14 protein-coding genes are annotated in these 16,941 nt (G+C 70.5%); 5 read left to right on the top strand and 9 right to left on the bottom strand.

All coding sequences use genetic code 11. From position 1 onward, the window contains the following. The first annotated feature begins 146 nt into the window (after positions 1-146). Together ACIHFB_RS09830 and ACIHFB_RS09825 are read left to right on the top strand one after the other, a co-directional pair. Positions 147-1,193 (top strand): LacI family DNA-binding transcriptional regulator, encoded by a 1,047-nt coding sequence (locus tag ACIHFB_RS09830; RefSeq protein WP_365277062.1) that lies wholly within the window; start codon positions 147-149, stop codon positions 1,191-1,193. A 131-nt stretch (positions 1,194-1,324) separates the two neighbouring features. Next, positions 1,325-2,188, top strand: a complete 864-nt coding sequence (locus ACIHFB_RS09825; RefSeq protein ID WP_365277060.1) for a phosphatase PAP2 family protein — start codon at positions 1,325-1,327, stop codon at positions 2,186-2,188. A 28-nt stretch (positions 2,189-2,216) separates the two neighbouring features. Here the strand turns inward: ACIHFB_RS09825 and ACIHFB_RS09820 are convergent, their stop codons facing one another. Continuing rightward, positions 2,217-5,219, bottom strand: coding sequence for a bifunctional [glutamine synthetase] adenylyltransferase/[glutamine synthetase]-adenylyl-L-tyrosine phosphorylase (locus ACIHFB_RS09820; RefSeq protein WP_400126256.1), 3,003 nt, complete (start codon positions 5,217-5,219; stop codon positions 2,217-2,219). Between the two features lie 698 nt (positions 5,220-5,917). Beyond that, positions 5,918-6,748, bottom strand: coding sequence for a hypothetical protein (locus ACIHFB_RS09815; protein ID WP_400126254.1), 831 nt, complete (start codon positions 6,746-6,748; stop codon positions 5,918-5,920). 160 nt (positions 6,749-6,908) lie between these two features. On the opposite strand from ACIHFB_RS09815, the gene ACIHFB_RS09810 reads away from it, so the two are divergent. From ACIHFB_RS09810 to ACIHFB_RS09800, 3 genes are all read left to right on the top strand, one after another. Further along, positions 6,909-7,667, top strand: a complete 759-nt coding sequence (locus ACIHFB_RS09810) for a helix-turn-helix transcriptional regulator (RefSeq protein ID WP_365277051.1) — start codon at positions 6,909-6,911, stop codon at positions 7,665-7,667. 103 nt (positions 7,668-7,770) lie between these two features. Then, positions 7,771-8,298, top strand: a complete 528-nt coding sequence (locus ACIHFB_RS09805) for a pyridoxamine 5'-phosphate oxidase family protein (protein WP_400126252.1) — start codon at positions 7,771-7,773, stop codon at positions 8,296-8,298. A gap of 2 nt (positions 8,299-8,300) precedes the next feature. Then, positions 8,301-8,744 (top strand): VOC family protein, encoded by a 444-nt coding sequence (locus tag ACIHFB_RS09800; RefSeq protein WP_365277046.1) that lies wholly within the window; start codon positions 8,301-8,303, stop codon positions 8,742-8,744. Positions 8,745-8,802: 58 nt separating this feature from the next. On the opposite strand, the gene ACIHFB_RS09795 is transcribed toward ACIHFB_RS09800, so the two are convergent. The 7 genes from ACIHFB_RS09795 to ACIHFB_RS09765 form a co-directional block, all read right to left on the bottom strand. Then, positions 8,803-9,153 carry a peptidase inhibitor family I36 protein gene (locus tag ACIHFB_RS09795; RefSeq protein ID WP_365277044.1) on the bottom strand — a complete coding sequence of 117 codons (351 nt, stop codon included), beginning with the start codon at positions 9,151-9,153 and terminating at the stop codon, positions 8,803-8,805. A 208-nt stretch (positions 9,154-9,361) separates the two neighbouring features. Further along, positions 9,362-11,116 (bottom strand): NAD+ synthase, encoded by a 1,755-nt coding sequence (locus ACIHFB_RS09790; RefSeq protein ID WP_365277041.1) that lies wholly within the window; start codon positions 11,114-11,116, stop codon positions 9,362-9,364. Positions 11,117-11,192: 76 nt separating this feature from the next. Then, entirely contained in the window at positions 11,193-12,836 is a 1,644-nt protein-coding gene (locus tag ACIHFB_RS09785) for a multicopper oxidase family protein (protein ID WP_400126249.1), read from the bottom strand. A 128-nt stretch (positions 12,837-12,964) separates the two neighbouring features. Beyond that, complete coding sequence (locus ACIHFB_RS09780) at positions 12,965-13,345, bottom strand: DUF6153 family protein (RefSeq protein ID WP_400126247.1); 381 nt, start codon at positions 13,343-13,345, stop codon at positions 12,965-12,967. Positions 13,346-13,439: 94 nt separating this feature from the next. Next, entirely contained in the window at positions 13,440-15,377 is a 1,938-nt protein-coding gene (locus ACIHFB_RS09775; RefSeq protein WP_400126246.1) for a protease pro-enzyme activation domain-containing protein, read from the bottom strand. Positions 15,378-15,599: 222 nt separating this feature from the next. Beyond that, positions 15,600-16,226, bottom strand: a complete 627-nt coding sequence (locus ACIHFB_RS09770) for a DUF305 domain-containing protein (RefSeq protein ID WP_365277031.1) — start codon at positions 16,224-16,226, stop codon at positions 15,600-15,602. Next, on the bottom strand, positions 16,223-16,885 hold the full coding sequence (locus ACIHFB_RS09765; RefSeq protein WP_365277028.1) for a DUF3105 domain-containing protein: 663 nt from the start codon (positions 16,883-16,885) through the stop codon (positions 16,223-16,225). Before ACIHFB_RS09765 ends, ACIHFB_RS09770 begins: the two co-directional genes overlap by 4 nt. Positions 16,886-16,941 lie beyond the last annotated feature (56 nt).

Here is a 16,941-nt window from a genome sequence, read left to right as displayed (position 1 = left end):
CAGCCTGTGCAAGACTCTGCAAGCTCTTGCCATCACTTTCACGAGGGAGCGCGATGACCCAGCAGCCCGGGCCGGGCCGGCCAACAGGTCGCCCACGACGCCGGATTGGTGTGCAAGGCGCGGGGCGGCCGGTACAGTCCACTCCCGTGACCACACGGCTTGCCGACATCGCTGCTCAGGCGGGGGTGAGCGAAGCGACCGTCAGCCGCGTCCTCAACGGCAAGCCGGGCGTCGCCGCCACCACCCGCCAGTCCGTGCTGGCCGCACTGGATGTGCTCGGCTATGAGCGTCCCGTGCGGCTGCGGCAGCGCAGCGAGGGCCTGGTGGGCCTGATCACGCCGGAGTTGGAGAACCCGATATTCCCTGCGCTGGCGCAGGTGATCGGCCAGGCCCTGACGCGGCAGGGCTACACTCCGGTGCTGGCCACCCAGACCCCGGGCGGTTCGACGGAGGACGAGCTGACGGAGATGCTCGTCGACCGGGGCGTCGCCGGGATCATCTTCGTCTCCGGACTGCACGCGGACACCTCCGCCGATATGCAGCGCTACGAACAGCTGCGTGCGCAGGGAGTGCCGTTCGTGCTGGTGGACGGCTTCTCCCCCAAGGTGCAGGCGCCGTTCATCTCGCCGGACGACCGCGCGGCGATGACGCTGGCGGTCACGCATCTGGTGTCGCTGGGCCACACCCGGATCGGCCTCGCGCTCGGCCCGAAGCGTTTCGTGCCGGTCCAGCGGAAGATCGAGGGCTTCGTCCGCACCATGCAGGACCAGCTCGGGCTGGCCGCGGACACGGTCGAGTCGGAACTGGTCCAGCACTCCCTCTACACGCTGGAGGGCGGCCAGGCGGCGGCCACCTCACTGATCGGCCGCAGCTGTACGGCGGTGGTGTGCGCCAGCGACATGATGGCGCTGGGCGCGATACGCGCGGCACGGCAGCACGGTCTGGAAGTCCCCCGGGACATCTCGGTGGTGGGCTTCGACGACTCCCCGCTGATCGCCTTCACCGACCCGCCCCTGACGACGGTCCGCAAGCCGGTTCCGGCGATGGGACAGGCGGCGGTGCGGACGTTGCTGGAGGAGATCGGCGGGACGCCCGCGCCGCACAGTGAATTCGTGTTCATGCCGGAGCTGGTGGTACGCGGTTCCACGGCTTCGGCGCCTGGTGAGCGGACCGGGGACCGGAATCGTCCCTGAGGCGGAGAACCCCTCTCCCCAGCAGTGCGCTGGTAGGAGATTGCGGGCATACGGTCGTCGTAGAACGTGCGCCCCGAACCCGACCGGGGGATGATCGGTGGGGGAAGGCTTTTCTGGCAGACTCTGTGCCTATGGGTGAGACGACCGTGACGACCACCGGGGAAGGCCGCGAGGCGGCCCTTCCGCAGCCTGTCACGGTCGAGACCAGGCCCGGTCTGCTGGGTCGACTGCGCGCTCCGCGTCGGCCCCGGTTGTGGTTCGAGATCCTTTTGATTGCGGTGAGTTACTGGACGTACTCACTGATCCGCAACGCCGTCCCGGAACAGAGGGGACAGGCCCTGCGCAACGCCGACTGGCTCTGGCGGCTCGAGCACCATCTCGGGATCGCCGTCGAGGAGTCGGTCAACCACGCCGTGAACTCGGTGTCTTGGCTCATCGTCGGCATGAACTACTACTACGCGACACTGCACTTCGTGGTCACTCTGGGTGTCCTCGTGTGGCTGTTCCGCAGTCATCCCGGCCGCTATGCGGCGACCCGGCTGGTGCTCTTCGCGACGACGGGTGTGGCCCTCGTCGGTTACTACCTGTATCCGCTCGCCCCGCCGCGCCTCATGAACGGACAGAGCTTCATCGACACGGTGATGGTCCACCAGACCTGGGGTTCGATGGCCTCCGGCGACCTGAAGAACATGTCCAACCAGTACGCCGCGATGCCGTCGATGCACATCGGCTGGTCGGTGTGGTGCGGCCTGACGATCTTCGCGCTCGCCTCCGTCCCGTGGGTCCGTGTCCTCGGTCTGCTCTACCCGGTGGCCACGCTGGTGGTGATCGTCGCCACCGCCAACCACTTCTGGCTGGACGCCGTCGGCGGCCTGATGTGCCTCGCCTTCGGCTACGCAGTGGCGCGGGTCTGGTACGGAACGCTGCCGTACGCGCTGCCGAAGCTGGTGCCCGTGCAGGGGACCGGCGGGGCGCTGTTGCCGGGGAAGGTGTAGGGGCGCCCGTTCGCCGGACCCGGTGGGCTCACGCCCCGTAGAACAGCTCCTCCACCACACCCCGCGCCCGCCGCGCCGTACGCCGGTACGCGTCGAGCATGTCGCCCACGTGACCGGGGCCGTACCCCAAGTACCGCCCCACCGCGGCCAGTTCACGCCCGTGGGACGGGAAGGTGTCGCCGGCCCGCCCGCGGACCAGCATCACGGCGTTCCGCACCCGTGTCGCCAGTACCCATGCCTCGTCCAGGGTCGCCGCGTCCTCGCCGGAGATGAGCTCGGCGGCGCAGGCGGCGGCGAGGGCCTCGCGGGTGCGGGTGGTGCGCAGGCCCGGCTCGGCCCAGCCCTGGTGCAGCTGGAAGAGCTGGACGGTCCACTCGACGTCGGAGAGCCCGCCGGGCCCGAGCTTGGTGTGCAGCTTGGGGTCGACGCCGCGCGGCATCCGCTCGGACTCCATACGGGCCTTCAGGCGCCGGATCTCGCGGACGGCGTCGTCGCCGAGTCCCTCCGCCGGATACCTCAGCGGATCGATCAGCTCGATGAAGCGGCGGCCCAGGTCCTCGTCACCGGCCACGACCTCGGCCCGCAGCAGTGCCTGCGACTCCCAGACCAGGGACCAGCGGCGGTAGTAGGCCTCGTACGACTTCAGCGTCCTGACGAGCGGCCCCGACTTGCCCTCCGGTCGCAGGTCCGCGTCGATCAGCAGCGGCGGGTCGGCGCTCGGGATCTGGAGCAGGCGGCGCATCTCGGAGACGACCTTGTTCGCGGCGTCCGCGGCCTCGCGCTCGTCGACTCCGTCGCGGGGCTCGTGCACGAACAGGACGTCCGCGTCGGAACCGTAGCCGAGTTCGTGCCCCCCGAAGCGGCCCATGCCGATGATCGTGAACCGGGTGGGCAGCTCGTCGCCCCAGTTGTCGCGGACGACCGCACGCAGGGTGCCGGCCAGGGTCGCGGCCGTCAGGTCGGAGATCGCACCGCCGACGCGGTCGACCAGGGCGCCCTGGTCGGCCTCGACGGGCTGGGTCTCGGTGCCGTAGGAGCCGACGATGTCGGCGGCCGCCGTACGGAACAGCTCGCGGCGGCGGACGCCGCGGGCGGCTGTGACCGCCTGGACGGCACCGTCGGCGCGACCGACGGCGGCGAGGATCTCCTGGTTCAGATGGGCGTGGGAGCGAGGGGCGAGGCCGCCGCCGGTACCGTCTCCGTCACCGAGCAGCGCCACGGCTTCCGGCGCGCGCATGAGGAGGTCGGGGGCGAGACGGCCGGCCGACAGGACGCGGGCGAGGTTCTCCGCCGCCGCGCCCTCGTCGCGCAGCAGCCGCAGATACCAGGGCGTCTTGCCCAACGCGTCCGACACCTTGCGGAAGTTGAGCAGTCCCGCGTCCGGGTCGGCGGAGTCCGCGAACCAGCCGAGCAGCACCGGCAGCAGGGTGCGCTGGATCGCGGCCTTGCGGGTGACGCCCGAGGCCAGCGCCTCCAGGTGGCGCAGGGCGGCGGCGGGGTCGGCGTAGCCGAGGGCGACCATGCGTTCGCGGGCCGCCTCGGCGCTCAACCGGGCTTCGCCGGGGGCGAGTTGGGCGGCGGCGTCGAGCAGCGGCCGGTAGAAGAGCTTCTCGTGCAGCCGTCGTACGACACTAGTGTGCCGTTTCCACTCACGGTTCAGCTCGGCCACCGGGTCGGTGCGCAGGCCCAGTGAACGGCCGATGCGGCGCCGGTCGGCCTCGTCCTCGGGGACGAGGTGGGTGCGGCGCAGCCGGTAGAGCTGGATGCGGTGCTCCATGGAGCGCAGGAAGCGGTACGCGCTGTCGAGCTGGACGGCGTCGGCGCGACCGACGTAACCGCCGGCGGCGAGGGCTTGCAGGGCGTCCAGGGTGGTGCCGCTGCGGAGGGAGGCGTCGGCGCGTCCGTGCACCAACTGGAGCAGCTGCACGGCGAATTCGACGTCTCTGAGGCCGCCGGGACCGAGCTTCAGTTCCCGTTCGACCTCGGCGGCCGGGATGTTCTCGATGACCCGGCGGCGCATCTTCTGGACGTCGGCGACGAAGTTCTCGCGTTCGGCGGCCTTCCAGACGAGGGGTTCGAGGGCGGCGACGTACTCCTCGCCGAGCTGGATGTCGCCGGCCACCGGGCGGGCCTTGAGCAGCGCCTGGAACTCCCAGGTCTTCGCCCAGCGCTGGTAGTAGGCGAGGTGGCTGCTGAGCGAGCGCACCAGCGGACCGTTTCTGCCCTCGGGCCGCAGATTGGCGTCCACGGGCCAGATCGATCCCTCGACGGTGGTCTCGGAGCAGATCCGCATCATGTGCGAGGCGAGCTTGGTGGCGGAGCGCAGCGCCTTGGTCTCGTCCGCGCCGTCGACGGCTTCGCCCACGAAGATCACATCGACGTCGGACACGTAGTTCAGCTCGTGTCCGCCGCACTTGCCCATCGCGATCACGGCGAGCCGGCACAGCGCGGCGTCGTCGGGCGCGGCGGCTCGGGCGATGGCGAGAGCGGCGCGCAGGGTCGCGGTGGCCAGGTCGGCGAGTTCGGCGGCGGTCTCGGCGAGATCGGTGGTGCCGCACACGTCACGGGCGGCGATGGACAGCAGACAGCGCCGGTAGACGACGCGCAGGGCGACGGGGTCGGTGGCCTCGGCGAGACCGCGCTCGAACTCCTCCACGCCGGGGTGGAGGTCGCGCGGCTCGTACATGGCCAGCGCCTGCCAGTCGCGGGGATGCCGGGCCAGATGGTCGGCAAGCGCGGCCGAAGCCCCGAGCACACCGAGCAGCCGGTCACGCAGCGGCTTCGCCGCTATCACCGTGTCGAGCAGCTCGCGCTGCGCCAGCGGGCCGGGCTGCACCTCCAGCAGCCGCACCAGCCCGTGCAGCGCGAGATCCGGGTCGGCGGTCGCACCCAGCGCCTCCAACAGCACCGGATCACTGCGCATGGGCGCGAGCTCCACGCTGTCGAGCAGCCGCTCGGCGGCCGAAGGATCGGTGAAACCGTGCCGCAGCAGCCGCGTGAAGGTACTGCTCCTGCGCCCCGGCGCCGTCATCCCCGGCCTCCTGTCGGATCAAGGTCCTACGGCCTTGAGCCTAACCGGAGAAGCCGGGGGAAGCGCCGGGGTGATTCACCGGGCCACCACCGTGACGTGAGGGGGCGACGCAACGAGCGCGACGAGACGGGGCACGGGCCCCGACCCCCGCCCACCGAGCCGGGAGCGAGAGCAAGCGCCGGGGTGCCTCACCCGGCCACCACCAGGGTGACCGGACGGGTCGGCACGGCGAGCACCGAGTCACCGGCCCCGCGCCCCGGACCCCGGACCCCGGACCCCGGCACAAGACCACCAGGCCCGACCATCCGCCGCCGGGCCGGGAAGCGGAGCAAGCGCCAGGGTGCCTCACCCGGCCACCGCCACCCGTGACCGGACATGTCAGATCAGCGAGCACCATGCCCCCGGCTCTCGCCCGACACGACGACGGCTGGAGCGGCCACCGGGTGACCGGTGCCACGACGCTGAGCACCTTGCCGGACCACCCGCCACCGGGCCGGGACCCGGTACAGGCGCCAGGGTGCCTCACCGAGCCACCACCGTGACCGGACGGGACGGCTCGGCGAGCACCGAGTCACCGGCCCCGCGCCCCGGCACGACGGCCACCGGGGCCGACCGCCCTGCGACCGGTGCCACGACGTTGAGCGCGGTGCCGGACCACCCGCCACCGGGCCGGGACCCGGTACAGGCGCCAGGGTGCCTCACCGAGCCACCACCACCGTGACCGGACGGGACGGCTCGGCGAGCACCGAGTCGCCTGCCCCCGGGCCTGGCGCCGACGCCGGCACGACCGTCACCGGGGCCGACTGCCCGGCGACCGGAACCACGATGCTGTGGACGGTGCCCGGTCGTGCGCCGCTGTCGGGTCGGGAGGCGTACTGGATGTTCAGGCACTGCCTGCGCAGGTGCGTCAGGACCTGTGTGACGGCGGTGCCGGGCTTGACGTCGGGTAGGACGACGCGTCGGTTCACCGAGGGGTCGAGTCCCGCACATGCGGGGTCGTTCGGTGGCTTCACCGGCTGTCCGGGCCGACCCCCGTTCGGTCCGGACAGGGTGAGGTGGGTGAGGTCGCCGACGGTGGCGCTGGTGGTGTCGACGCGGATCGTGGCGCGGCGCAGCCATTGGAGCGGGTGCCCGTCCAGTTCGGCCAGTGCCCAGTTCGCGGTGTCGACGAGGAATGCGGTCTCGACGGCGGGCTCGTCCAGGGGTGGCATCCGGTGTGCGGCGCCGCGTGCGGCACGCTCCTGCGGCCAGTGGCGCAGGACGACGAGGAGCTTGTCGTCGGGACGGGCGAAGGTGTGGGCGCGGCCCGCGGTGACGGGGTAGGACCCGGCCGGCGTGACCGCCTCGCGGGAGGCGCCGGAGAGTTCGATGCCGCCCCGGGGGCCGAGTGTGAACCCGGCCCCGGAGAAGGCCTCGTCCGGCACCGAGGCGGTCGCGGTGGACGGCGCGTCGCACCCGGTGACCAGCAGGGCGGCGACCAGCGGGACGGCGCCCGCGACCAGGGCCGCGGGTCGAAGGTGGGTACGCATGGGCTGCCTCCGTCTCTCCCGGCAGCCGGTCCGGCCGCCTGTGTCGACGGTGCACCCCGCAACGGCCGTAGCCCATTCGTCATTTGACGAATCCCGGGCGCCCCGGGCCCGCACGGGGCGTACCTTCGCAGAAGGCGAGAACCGGCCCCGGGAGGCCGCCATGGCAGCAGCGCGTACGACGGCCGAGGTCCATCTGCGGCGTATGGCGGACGTCCTGGAAGAGGCCCGCGAGGACCCCTCCGACGCGGTGCCGCCGAAGTCCCTGCTGCTCGGCATGCAGCGCCTGGTCCCCTGCGACTGCGCGTGCTTCTCCGAACTGGACGTCCCGACCCGGATCCATGTCAACGAGCAGGAGACGCCGTACGACAACTGGTCGAACATCGGCGGCGAGGACGGCACGCTGGACGGCTACTGGCGATGGCGGCACCAGCATCTTCAGTGCCTGTGGGTCGCCGGGCCGCACAGTGCGCCCGAGGCCACACAGCTGACCGACTACATGTCACTGCGCGAGCTGATGAACCTGCCGATCTACACCGAGCATCTGCGTCCCTTCAAGGTCATCGCGGCCGTCGCCCTGCCCACCGCGCCGAACCGCACCCGCGTCTTCCAGTTCCTGCGCGAGGAGGGCAAACCGTTCACCGACCACGAGATGACCACGCTCCGGCTGATGGCCCCGCACCTGTACGGGATCTACCAGGACGCCGCCCGCCGCACTCGCCCCTCCGTACGGCTGACCCACCGGGAACTGGACGTCCTGCGCTGCGTGGCCCTCGGCCTCACCACCCCGCAGATCGCCGAACAGCTCGTCGTCTCGCCCAGCACCGTCCGCAAGCACCTGGAAAACGCCTTCGCCCGCCTCGGCGTCTCCAGCCGTACGGCAGCCGTCGCCCGGGTGTTCCCGGAGGCGGAAACCCTGTGAGCCGATGACTGCGCAAGCCCCGTGAGCCGATGGCTTCCGATGACTTCGGGGGGCGTGCGCAGTCTGCCCTGTCGAAGGGACATCCGGCGGCTGGAGGCAGCTCATGACCGACAACAACCCGCAGACCCGGCTCGACACCCGCTACAGCGAGGAAACGGCGACCGCGACCCCCTGGCCGGAGGCCGAGAAGCGGCTCGCCGAGGCCGAGCTGTCCTGGATCTCGACCGTACGACCCGACGGGCGCCCGCACGTCACCCCGCTGCCCACGGTCTGGGTGCACGAAGCCCTGCACTTCTGCACCGGCCCCGAGGAGCGCAAGGCCCGCAACCTGGCCGAGAACCCGCACGTCGTCCTGACGACGGGCACGAACACCTGGGACAAGGGGTACGACCTCGTGGTCGAGGGCGTGGCCCGGCGCGTGACGGACGAGGCGGAGCTGCGCGAACTGGCGGCGCTCTGGGAGGCGAAGTACGGCCCCTTCTGGCACTACGAAGTGCGGAACGACTGCTTCCATCACGGCGCGGGTCACGCCTATGTCTTTTCGGTGGCGCCGGTCACAGTTTTCGGCTTCGGTAAGGGGGAGCCGTTCAGCCAGACCCGCTGGCGGTTCGGCGGAGACCAGGAGGCGTAGCCGTGGACTTCACGCTCGAAGTGATCCCTCTGCCCGTGACCGACATCGACCGCGCCCGCGACTTCTACCGCGACAAGGTCGGCTTCCATGTCGACATCGACCAGGAAGTCATGCCCGGCATGCGCATCGTCCAGCTCACCCCGCCGGGCTCCGGCTGTTCGATCGCCCTCGGCGACAGCGTCTGGGAGCTGATCCAGAGCGAGACCAAGCCCGCACCCGGCTCCTACCAGGGCCTCCAGCTCTGCGTGGCCGACATCAAGGCGGCACACGCCGAGCTGGTCGAACGAGGGCTGGAGGTCTCCGAGCCGATCCAGTACTCCCCCGACGACGGCGCGACGTTCATGTACTTCAAGGACCCGGACGGCAACGGCTGGTCGATCCAGGAGTACCGCCAGCGGGCGACGAAGCCGCTGCACGAGCTGCTGGCCGAACTGGCGGCACGATAAGCACGCTAAAAAACAGGCGAGCAGTTTCCGCGCCCGTCCAGGGGCGCGGGGCTGCCGGTCATATCGACCACCACATGAGGCTCTTTGCCGGTGGGTCGAGTACGGCTCCCTCAGGGCGGACGTGGGTTTCCTCGCCTGTGCAGTTCTCGCCCGAGTAGACGAACAAGCGCATGACGCCAAGTCCGGCTCTCGCCGAACCGATGGCGGCAAGTCCGTATTCGGACGCGGAATGGCATCCGTCGTCCTGGAGCCGGTGCATGGGGCCGGTGAAATCCTGGTTCTCCCACACGCAGAACGCATTGAGCGGCGGGCAGTCCTCGATGGCTGCCTGCGCCGGTGTCGACATGGTTGCCGTGAACGGTGCGGCCAGTGCTGCCACGAGAAGGATCTTGAGCGATCGGAGCTTCATTGCCACTCCTCCCTCACACTGAGTAACGTCCGCGGCAGACTATGCCGCGGCCCAGTCGAGAATCGCTCGCGCGGATCGGGAGGGCCTCACCGTTGTGCCGGTCGCCTGGACGAACGGCGCGAAGGTCGGCGTCGAGCTCTTCGCCGAGTACGTCGCCCGGCTCACGCCGAGCTGACGCCGACCTTCGGCACGTCTACGTCCGGCCCGGCTACGCCGTCTCGCGCCACCCGTTCGTGATCGGCAGCCGCCGGTCCTTCCCGAAGCCCTTCGGGGAGATCTTCGTGCCCGGCGGGTACTGCCGCCGCTTGTACTCGGCGGTGTCGACCATGCGGAGCGTCCTGGTGACCAGCGCGGGGTCGAAACCGGCCGCGACGATCGTGTCGGCGCCCTCGTCGCGGTCGACGTAGCGCTCGAGGATCGCGTCCAGTACGGGGTAGTCCGGCAGGGAGTCGGTGTCGACCTGACCGGGCCGCAGCTCCGCGCTCGGCGGCTTGGTGATCGAGTTCTCGGGGATCGGCGGGGTCTGGCCCCGCTCGCCCGCCGCACGGTTGCGCCACTCGGCGAGACGGAAGATCGACGTCTTGTAGACGTCCTTGATGGGGCCGTACGCGCCCACCGAGTCGCCGTACAGCGTCGAATACCCCACCGCCAGCTCCGACTTGTTGCCGGGCGCCAGCACGATGTGGCCCTCCTGGTTGGAGATCGCCATCAGCATGGTGCCGCGCAGCCGGGACTGGAGGTTCTCCTCGGCCAGGCCCGACAGACCCAGCGACCCCATGTAGGCGTCGAACATCGGCTCGATCGGCACGGTACGGAAGTTCAGCCCCGTCCGCCGGGCCAGCTCGGCCGCGTCGCCCTTGGAGTGGTCGGACGAGTACTTGGACGGCATCGAGACGCCGTACACGTTCTCCGCGCCCAGCGCGTCGCATGCGATCGCCGCCACCAGCGCCGAGTCGATGCCGCCGGACAGGCCGATCAGGACGGACCTGAAGCCGTTCTTGGCGACGTAGGCCCGCAGGCCCACCACCAGCGCGGAGTACACCTCCTCCTCGTCGTCGAGCCGGTCCGCGTAGCCGCCGGAGAGCTCCGGCTCGTACGGGGCGAGGGGCTCCTCGGACAGCACCAGCCGATCGATGCGCAGACCGTCGTCCACGGTGCCGGTGGGCGCGTTCCGCGACGCGGCAGGCAGGTCCAGGTCCAGGACCACACAGCCCTCCGCGAACTGCGGCGCCCGCGCGACCACCTCGCCGTCGCGGTCGACGACGATCGAGTCGCCGTCGAAGACCAGCTCGTCCTGCCCGCCCATCATGGCCAGGTACGCCGTCGTGCAGCCCGCCTCCTGGGCCCGCTTGCGGACCAGCTCCAGGCGGGTGTCGTCCTTGTCGCGCTCGTACGGGGAGGCGTTGATCGAGAGCAGGAGGCCCGCCTCGGCCGAACGCGCCGCCGGCACCCGGCCGCCGTCCTGCCAGAGGTCCTCGCAGATGGCGAGGGCCACATCCACTCCGTGCACCCGCACGACCGGCATCGTGTCGCCGGGCACGAAATAGCGGAACTCGTCGAAGACGCCGTAGTTGGGGAGATGGTGCTTGGCGTAGGTCAGCACGACCTCGCCGCGGTGCAGCACCGCCCCCGCATTCCGCGGGGCGCCGGCCGGCTGGCCGAACTTCGGCTGGGCGGCCTCCGTACGGTCGAGATAGCCGACGATCACCGGCAGCTCCCCGAAGCCCTCGTCGGCGAGGCGCGCGGCCAGGCCCCGCAGGGCGGCGCGGGAGGCCTCGACGAAGGACGACCGCAGGGCCAGGTCCTCGACGGGATAGCCGGTCAGCACCATCTCCGGGAACGCCACCAGATGCGCTCCCTGCTCGGCGGAGTGCCGGGTCCAGCGGACGATCGTCTCGGTGTTCCCGGCGAGGTCACCGACGCGTGAGTCGATCTGGTTCAGAGCGAGGCGAAGTTGAGGCACGCGACCAGTGTAATCGTCAGAGCGACGCGATGGGGTGGCGTGGGGTGTGGGGCACCCCACGCCGGCCCCTACGGCCTCATCGGCTGCGATAGCCCAGGACGGTCATCATCCCTGCCTCCGAGTGATAGACGTTGTGGCAGTGGATCATCCACAGCCCTGGATTGTCGGCGTCGAAGTCGACGGTGAGCGTGCCGTTCGGCAGGACGACCGCCGTGTCCTTGCGTGGGCCGCCCTCCACATTGGCCAGCGAGAAGGTGTGGCCGTGCAGATGGATCGGGTGCCACATCGTCGTCGAGTTCGAGAACTCCAGCCGAACCCGCTCACCGGCCTGCACGGGGTGGCGCTGCTTGGCGCTGTACGGCTTCTTGTCGAAAGCCCAGTCGTACTTCGCCATACCGCCCGTGAGCCGGAGCCGCAGAGTCCGGTCCGGCTCCTTCTGCGGGAGCGCCACGGAATCGTCCGCCCGCAGCCGGTCCGCGGTCAGCAGCTTCCCGTCCAGCTCCTTCGGGCGGGCGGAGGCAGCGGGCGCCGTACCTCCCGCGGTCCGCAGCAGTGCCCGCGCGGACTGGCCCTTGCCCTCCGCCAGCGCCGTCAGGGGGAAGACGCCGTCCCCGGCGGTCACCAGCACGTCGTACCGCTCGCCCATGCCGAGCAGCAGCGCGTCCGTGCGTGCCGGCCGGACCGGGAAGCCGTCCGTGTGCGTCACCGTCATCTCGTGGCCGCCGAGGGCGACGCGGAAGGCGGTGTCCCCGCCGGCGTTGATGAACCGGATCCTGATCCGGTCCCCGGGGCGGGCGCGGAAGACCGAAGGCGCCGCGGCCGTACGCCCGTTGACCAGGTAGTACGGATACGCGACGTCGCCCGCGTCACCGCCCAGCAGGTCGCTCTCGGCGCCCATGAGCATGCGGGAGGGACCGGACGGGGAAGGGGATGGGGACGGGGAACCCGCTGCCTTGTCGTCCATGCCGTCCATGCCGTGCCCCGAGTGCTCCATGCCCTGGCCCGAGTCCTCCATGCCGTCCATGTCGCCTGTGCCGTCCATGTCGCCCATACCGCCGCTCAGCTCCTTGAACACGGCGTCCGGCGTCGATCCGTCCACTCCGTCGACCCAGTCGTCCAGGACGACCACCCACTCCGTGTCGTACGACAGGGGTTCCTTGGGGTCCTCGACGATCAGTGGGGCATACAGGCCGCGGTCCTGCTGGGTGCCGGAGTGGGGATGGAACCAGTACGTGCCCGCGTGCGGCACCGCGAAGCGGTAGGTGAAGTCCGCGCCCGGTTTGATCGCGCGCTGCGTGAGGCCGGGAACGCCGTCCATGTCATTGCGCAGGGCGAGGCCGTGCCAGTGCAGGGACGTGGCGGCCGGGAGGTGGTTCGCCAGGGTGAGCGCGAGGGTGTCGCCGGCGGTGACGCGCACCTCCTTGCCGGGGAGCTCTCCGCCGTACGCCCAGGACGTGACCGTACGGTCGCCGAGGTCGAGCGGGGTCGGGGCGGCGGTGAGCCGCAGCTCGCGGACGCTGCCCCCGGAGCCGCGCTTCTTCTCGGCGGCGGCGACTTCCTTGCCGGCCGGGTCGACATAGCCCTCGGGGGCTTCACCCCCGCCGTGTCCCGAATGACCCGACGCTGAATCTGATCCTGATCCTGAGCAGGCGGCCAGGAGGCCCGTCCCGGCGACGGCGATCGATGCGCCGAGTACGGAGCGGCGCGTGTGCATACGCATGACTGATTGACACCTCGTCCTGTGGTGCTGGTGGTTGGCCTGGACGCATCTGCTGCTTCTGGTACACCGCTCACGGCGCGGAGGTTCCCACCTACGCGCGAGCAGCCCGAAGCAGCCGGTGCGCAGGCCTAGATGCGCAGCACCGACAGGTGGGCGAGGAGAAGACGGGGCGGGGGCGGGTTCGGCCGGAGGGCGTACAGCAGCCGGACCGGCACGACCGGGCGGACGGCCGACCGAAGGCCCCCACCGAGGGCCGCCGACAGCAGCCATACGAACGCGAAGGCGCCCAGCACCGCCAGACACACGGACGCCGGATCCATGCCGCTCATGGGAGGCGTCTCGTCGTGCGCCGAATCCGTCTGAGGCATGGGGGTCTGGTGCATGGCGGCCGGCGAGTGGACCACGGAGTGCTCCGTCGGATGCCCCACCGTGTGCATCGTCACGACCCCGAGGAGCAGCACGGCGAACAGCAGCAGCCGCCCGTACGTCCCTCTCCTCGTCCCGGTCATACGAGGCACCTTACCCCCACCGGGTATACGGGTACGCCCGCCCCCGGGAACCGGGAGCGGGCGTACGGCATCACCTGGGCCGATCACCTCGGCGTCAGTACGACTCCACGTATCCCCGCGCGGGCGAACCCACGCCCGTCACGTCGTCGTACCCCTTGACCGCCTTCAGCGAGCTGTCGTCGCCGAGGGTGCGCACGGACGTGGCCAGGCCACCGCTCGCGTCATAGCCGTTGACGAAGTCGACGCGGGCCACGGCGAGTCCGGAGCCCGTGGGGTCGTCGGTGACGTCGTGGTACGTCTTCGAGCCGTACCGGGCGTAGATGGCCGGGTTGGCGAAACCGATCGCCTTCCCGCCGCGCGCCTCCTGTGCCAGCGCCTGCACCGCCGCGATCACCGGCGCGGCGAGCGAGGTGCCGCCGATCCGGTACTCGCCGTACTGCGGCGAGCCGTCGGGGAAGGTCTGCGTCTGACCGACGAGGAACCCGGTGTTCGGGTCGGCGATGGCCGAGATGTCCGGGACGACGCGGTTGCCGGAGGCGCTGTTGGCCCGGGCGAGCGCGTTCGGGACGACACCCTTCTGGTAGAAGGGCTCGGCGACCGTCCTGCTGGTGCCGCCGCCCGCGCCCGAGGTGTACGCGCCCGGGAAGTCGACCCAGCTCTTGCCGTCGTCCGACAGCAGCGCCTTCTGGGTGCCCCAGCCGGTCTCCCACTGGTACTTGTCGCCCTTGCCGACCGCCAGCGACGTACCGCCGACAGCCGTCACCCACGCCGAGTTGGCCGGGGTGTCGACCTGCTTCGTACCGGTGTGGGCGACCTCGTCGCCGCTGTCGCCGGAGGAGAAGTAGAAGCCGATGCCCTCGACCGCGCCGAACTGGAACACCTGGTCGTAGGCGGCCGCGAGATCCGGCGTCTGGTTGGCCTCGATGTCGCCCCAGGAGTTGGAGACGATGTCGGCCAGGTGGTTGTCGACGATCGTGCTGAGCGAGTCGAGCAGATCGTCGTCCATGCAGGACGCGCCACCCACGTACGTGACGTGCGCGTCCGGCGCCACCGCGTGCACGGCCTCGACGTCGAGGGTCTCCTCGCCGTACCAGCCGGCGGCGTCGCACTCGTCGGCGCCGGTGTGCGTGTAGTTCTTGGGCAGCACCTGGCTCAACTGGCCGGTCTTCCAGGCGGCGTCGCCGTGCTTCGCCGCGTAGGTGGCCGCGTCGTAGGCGATCGTCGGCGAGGCGTACGCGTCGGTGATGGCGACCCGCACCCCCTTGCCCGTGTGCTTGCCCGCGCCGTACGCGGCGCGCAGCTGCTTGCCCGTGTAGCCCTTGACGGCGTACGGGATCTTCGTGCCGTACGCGTCCGGCAGCGTGGTCGCGACCTTGGAGCCGTAGTACGAGGAGAACGGCCCCGCGTTCTTGAACACGGTGGACGGCCCGGGCAACTGGTCGTCGTGGCTCGCCCGGTGCGGGGCGTTGTCCAGGCCGGTGACGGTCAGGACGGCGCCGTTGAGGCTGTCCGGCGCGGACGCGGCCTTCGCGGGCGCGCGGTAGGTCTTCGCGCCCTTGGTGTACTTGTGCAGCTGGGTGCCGAACGCCTTCTCGGCGGCGGCCACGTCACCGGTCACGGAGACGTAGTGCTGCGTGACACCGGTGACCGCGAGCCCCGCGGACTTCAGCCACGCCTTGACGGCGGCGACCTGGGCCGCGGTCGCACCGAAGCGGGCCTGCGCCCGATCGGCGCTCAGGTACTTGCCGTACGAGGCCGAGTCCGGGTCCGACACGGCCTTGGCGTACGCGGCCAGACCGGTGGCGTCCCGGCCGGCGAGATAGACCCGGGCGGAGACCGTGGAACTGTCCGACGCGGCCCCCTGGTCGGCCTTGGTCGTGGCCCACGCGGGCTTGGTGCCCGCGAGCAGGTCCCGGCCCGGGTTGTCCGCGGCGTGCGCCGCGGGTATGCCGAAGGCCAGCGCCCCGACGAGCATCGGCAGTGTCGCCGCCATGCCCGCCACGGCGCGCGCCTTGGCGCGGTTGGATCTCATGGAACCCCCTGGATGCGGTTCGTCGCGAGTGATCACTCGACGGTGGCCACTCTCGCGATGAACCGTTCATGTCAGGGAAATCCGGGGGGAATGGGTAACCCAAGAAGCCCCCAAGGAACCGTATACACAGGGGATTTGAGGCATACGTCCCCACTGGGGAGATCTCTCTGGAGCTCCCTCAGGAGCTCTCTCAGGAGGTCTCTCAGGAGGTCTCTCAGTAGATCAACGCGCCTTCGCGCCCCGCTCCTTGAGCAGATCCGCCATCAGCTGGATCTCCGACTCCTGCGCGTTGACCATGCCCTGCGCGAGATCCTTCTCCACCCCGACCGAGCAGCGCTCCACACACCCCTCGGCCATGTGGATACCGCCCTTGTGATGGTCCGTCATCAACTGGAGATAGAAGATCTCGGCCTGCTTGCCGTTGAGCTTCCCCAGCTTCTCCAGCTCGGAGTTGGTCGCCATGCCCGGCATCAGCGCACCGTCCTCGCCGGAGGCCATGCCGCCCATGTCCATCCAGGTCATCGGCGCGTCCGCCGACACCTTCGGCAACGCCCACAGGGTCAGCCAGCCCAGCAGCATGCCGCGCTGGTTGGCCTGCGTCTGCGCGATGTCGTACGCGAGCCGCCGTACCTCCGTGTCGTCGGTGCGGTCGCGCACGATGTACGACATCTCCACGGCCTGCTGATGATGTACGGCCATGTCCCGCGCGAACCCCGCGTCCGCGGAGTCGGCGGCCGGCGGCTCGACACCGGAGTTGCCGTCCCCGGCGACCGCATAGGTGATCGCGCCCGCGGCGACCAGCACCGCAGCCGCGGTCCCCGCGATCCAGCCGGCCTGCGCCCTTTTCACTTCGCCAGCCCACCCGTGCAGGCGGCGCCCGGCTCGGGCGTCTGCTCACCCTGGACGTACTTCTCGAAGAACTTGGCGACGTTCGGGTCGTCCGCGCTCGTCACCGTGCGCTGATGGCCCCATGCCGTGAGCATGATCGGGTCCTTCTGCTTCTCGTCCGGGCTCATCAGGGAGTACGGCGTCTGCTTCACCTTCGCCGCCAGCGCGTCCACGTCCTTCTTGGCCGCCTTGCTGGTGTACGTCACCCAGACCGCGCCGTGCTCCAGCGAGTGCACGGCGTTCATGTTGTTGATCTCGTCGGTGTAGACGTCGCCGTTGCAGTTCATCCACACCTGGTTGTGGTCGCCGCCGACCGGGGGCTCCACCGGGTACTTCACGGTCTTGGTGACGTGGGTCTGGGTCAGCTTGCCGTCCCAGGTCTTCACGCCGTCCGCGCCCGTGACGAACTTCCCGGTGCTGGAGTCGCTCGCCGCCGCGCCGTCGTCGTCGGACTGCGACTGCACGAGCACGACTCCGCCGACGACGAGACCGGCGACGATCACCGCGCTGGCCACGATGGTGAGGATGCGATTGCGGCGCTCGCGGGCACGCTCGGCGCGCCGCATCTCCTCTATTCGTGCCTTGCGCTCAGCGGAGTTGCTCTTCTTGGCGGAGCCCATGGGGTGTGTCCTTCTACGGAAAGGGACGGTCGGGTCAGCTGATCGTAATGGGGGAG

This window comes from Streptomyces sp. NPDC051963 (assembly GCF_044593495.1).
Classification (GTDB): domain Bacteria; phylum Actinomycetota; class Actinomycetes; order Streptomycetales; family Streptomycetaceae; genus Streptomyces.
This window is presented reverse-complemented; position numbering and strand designations above follow the sequence as displayed.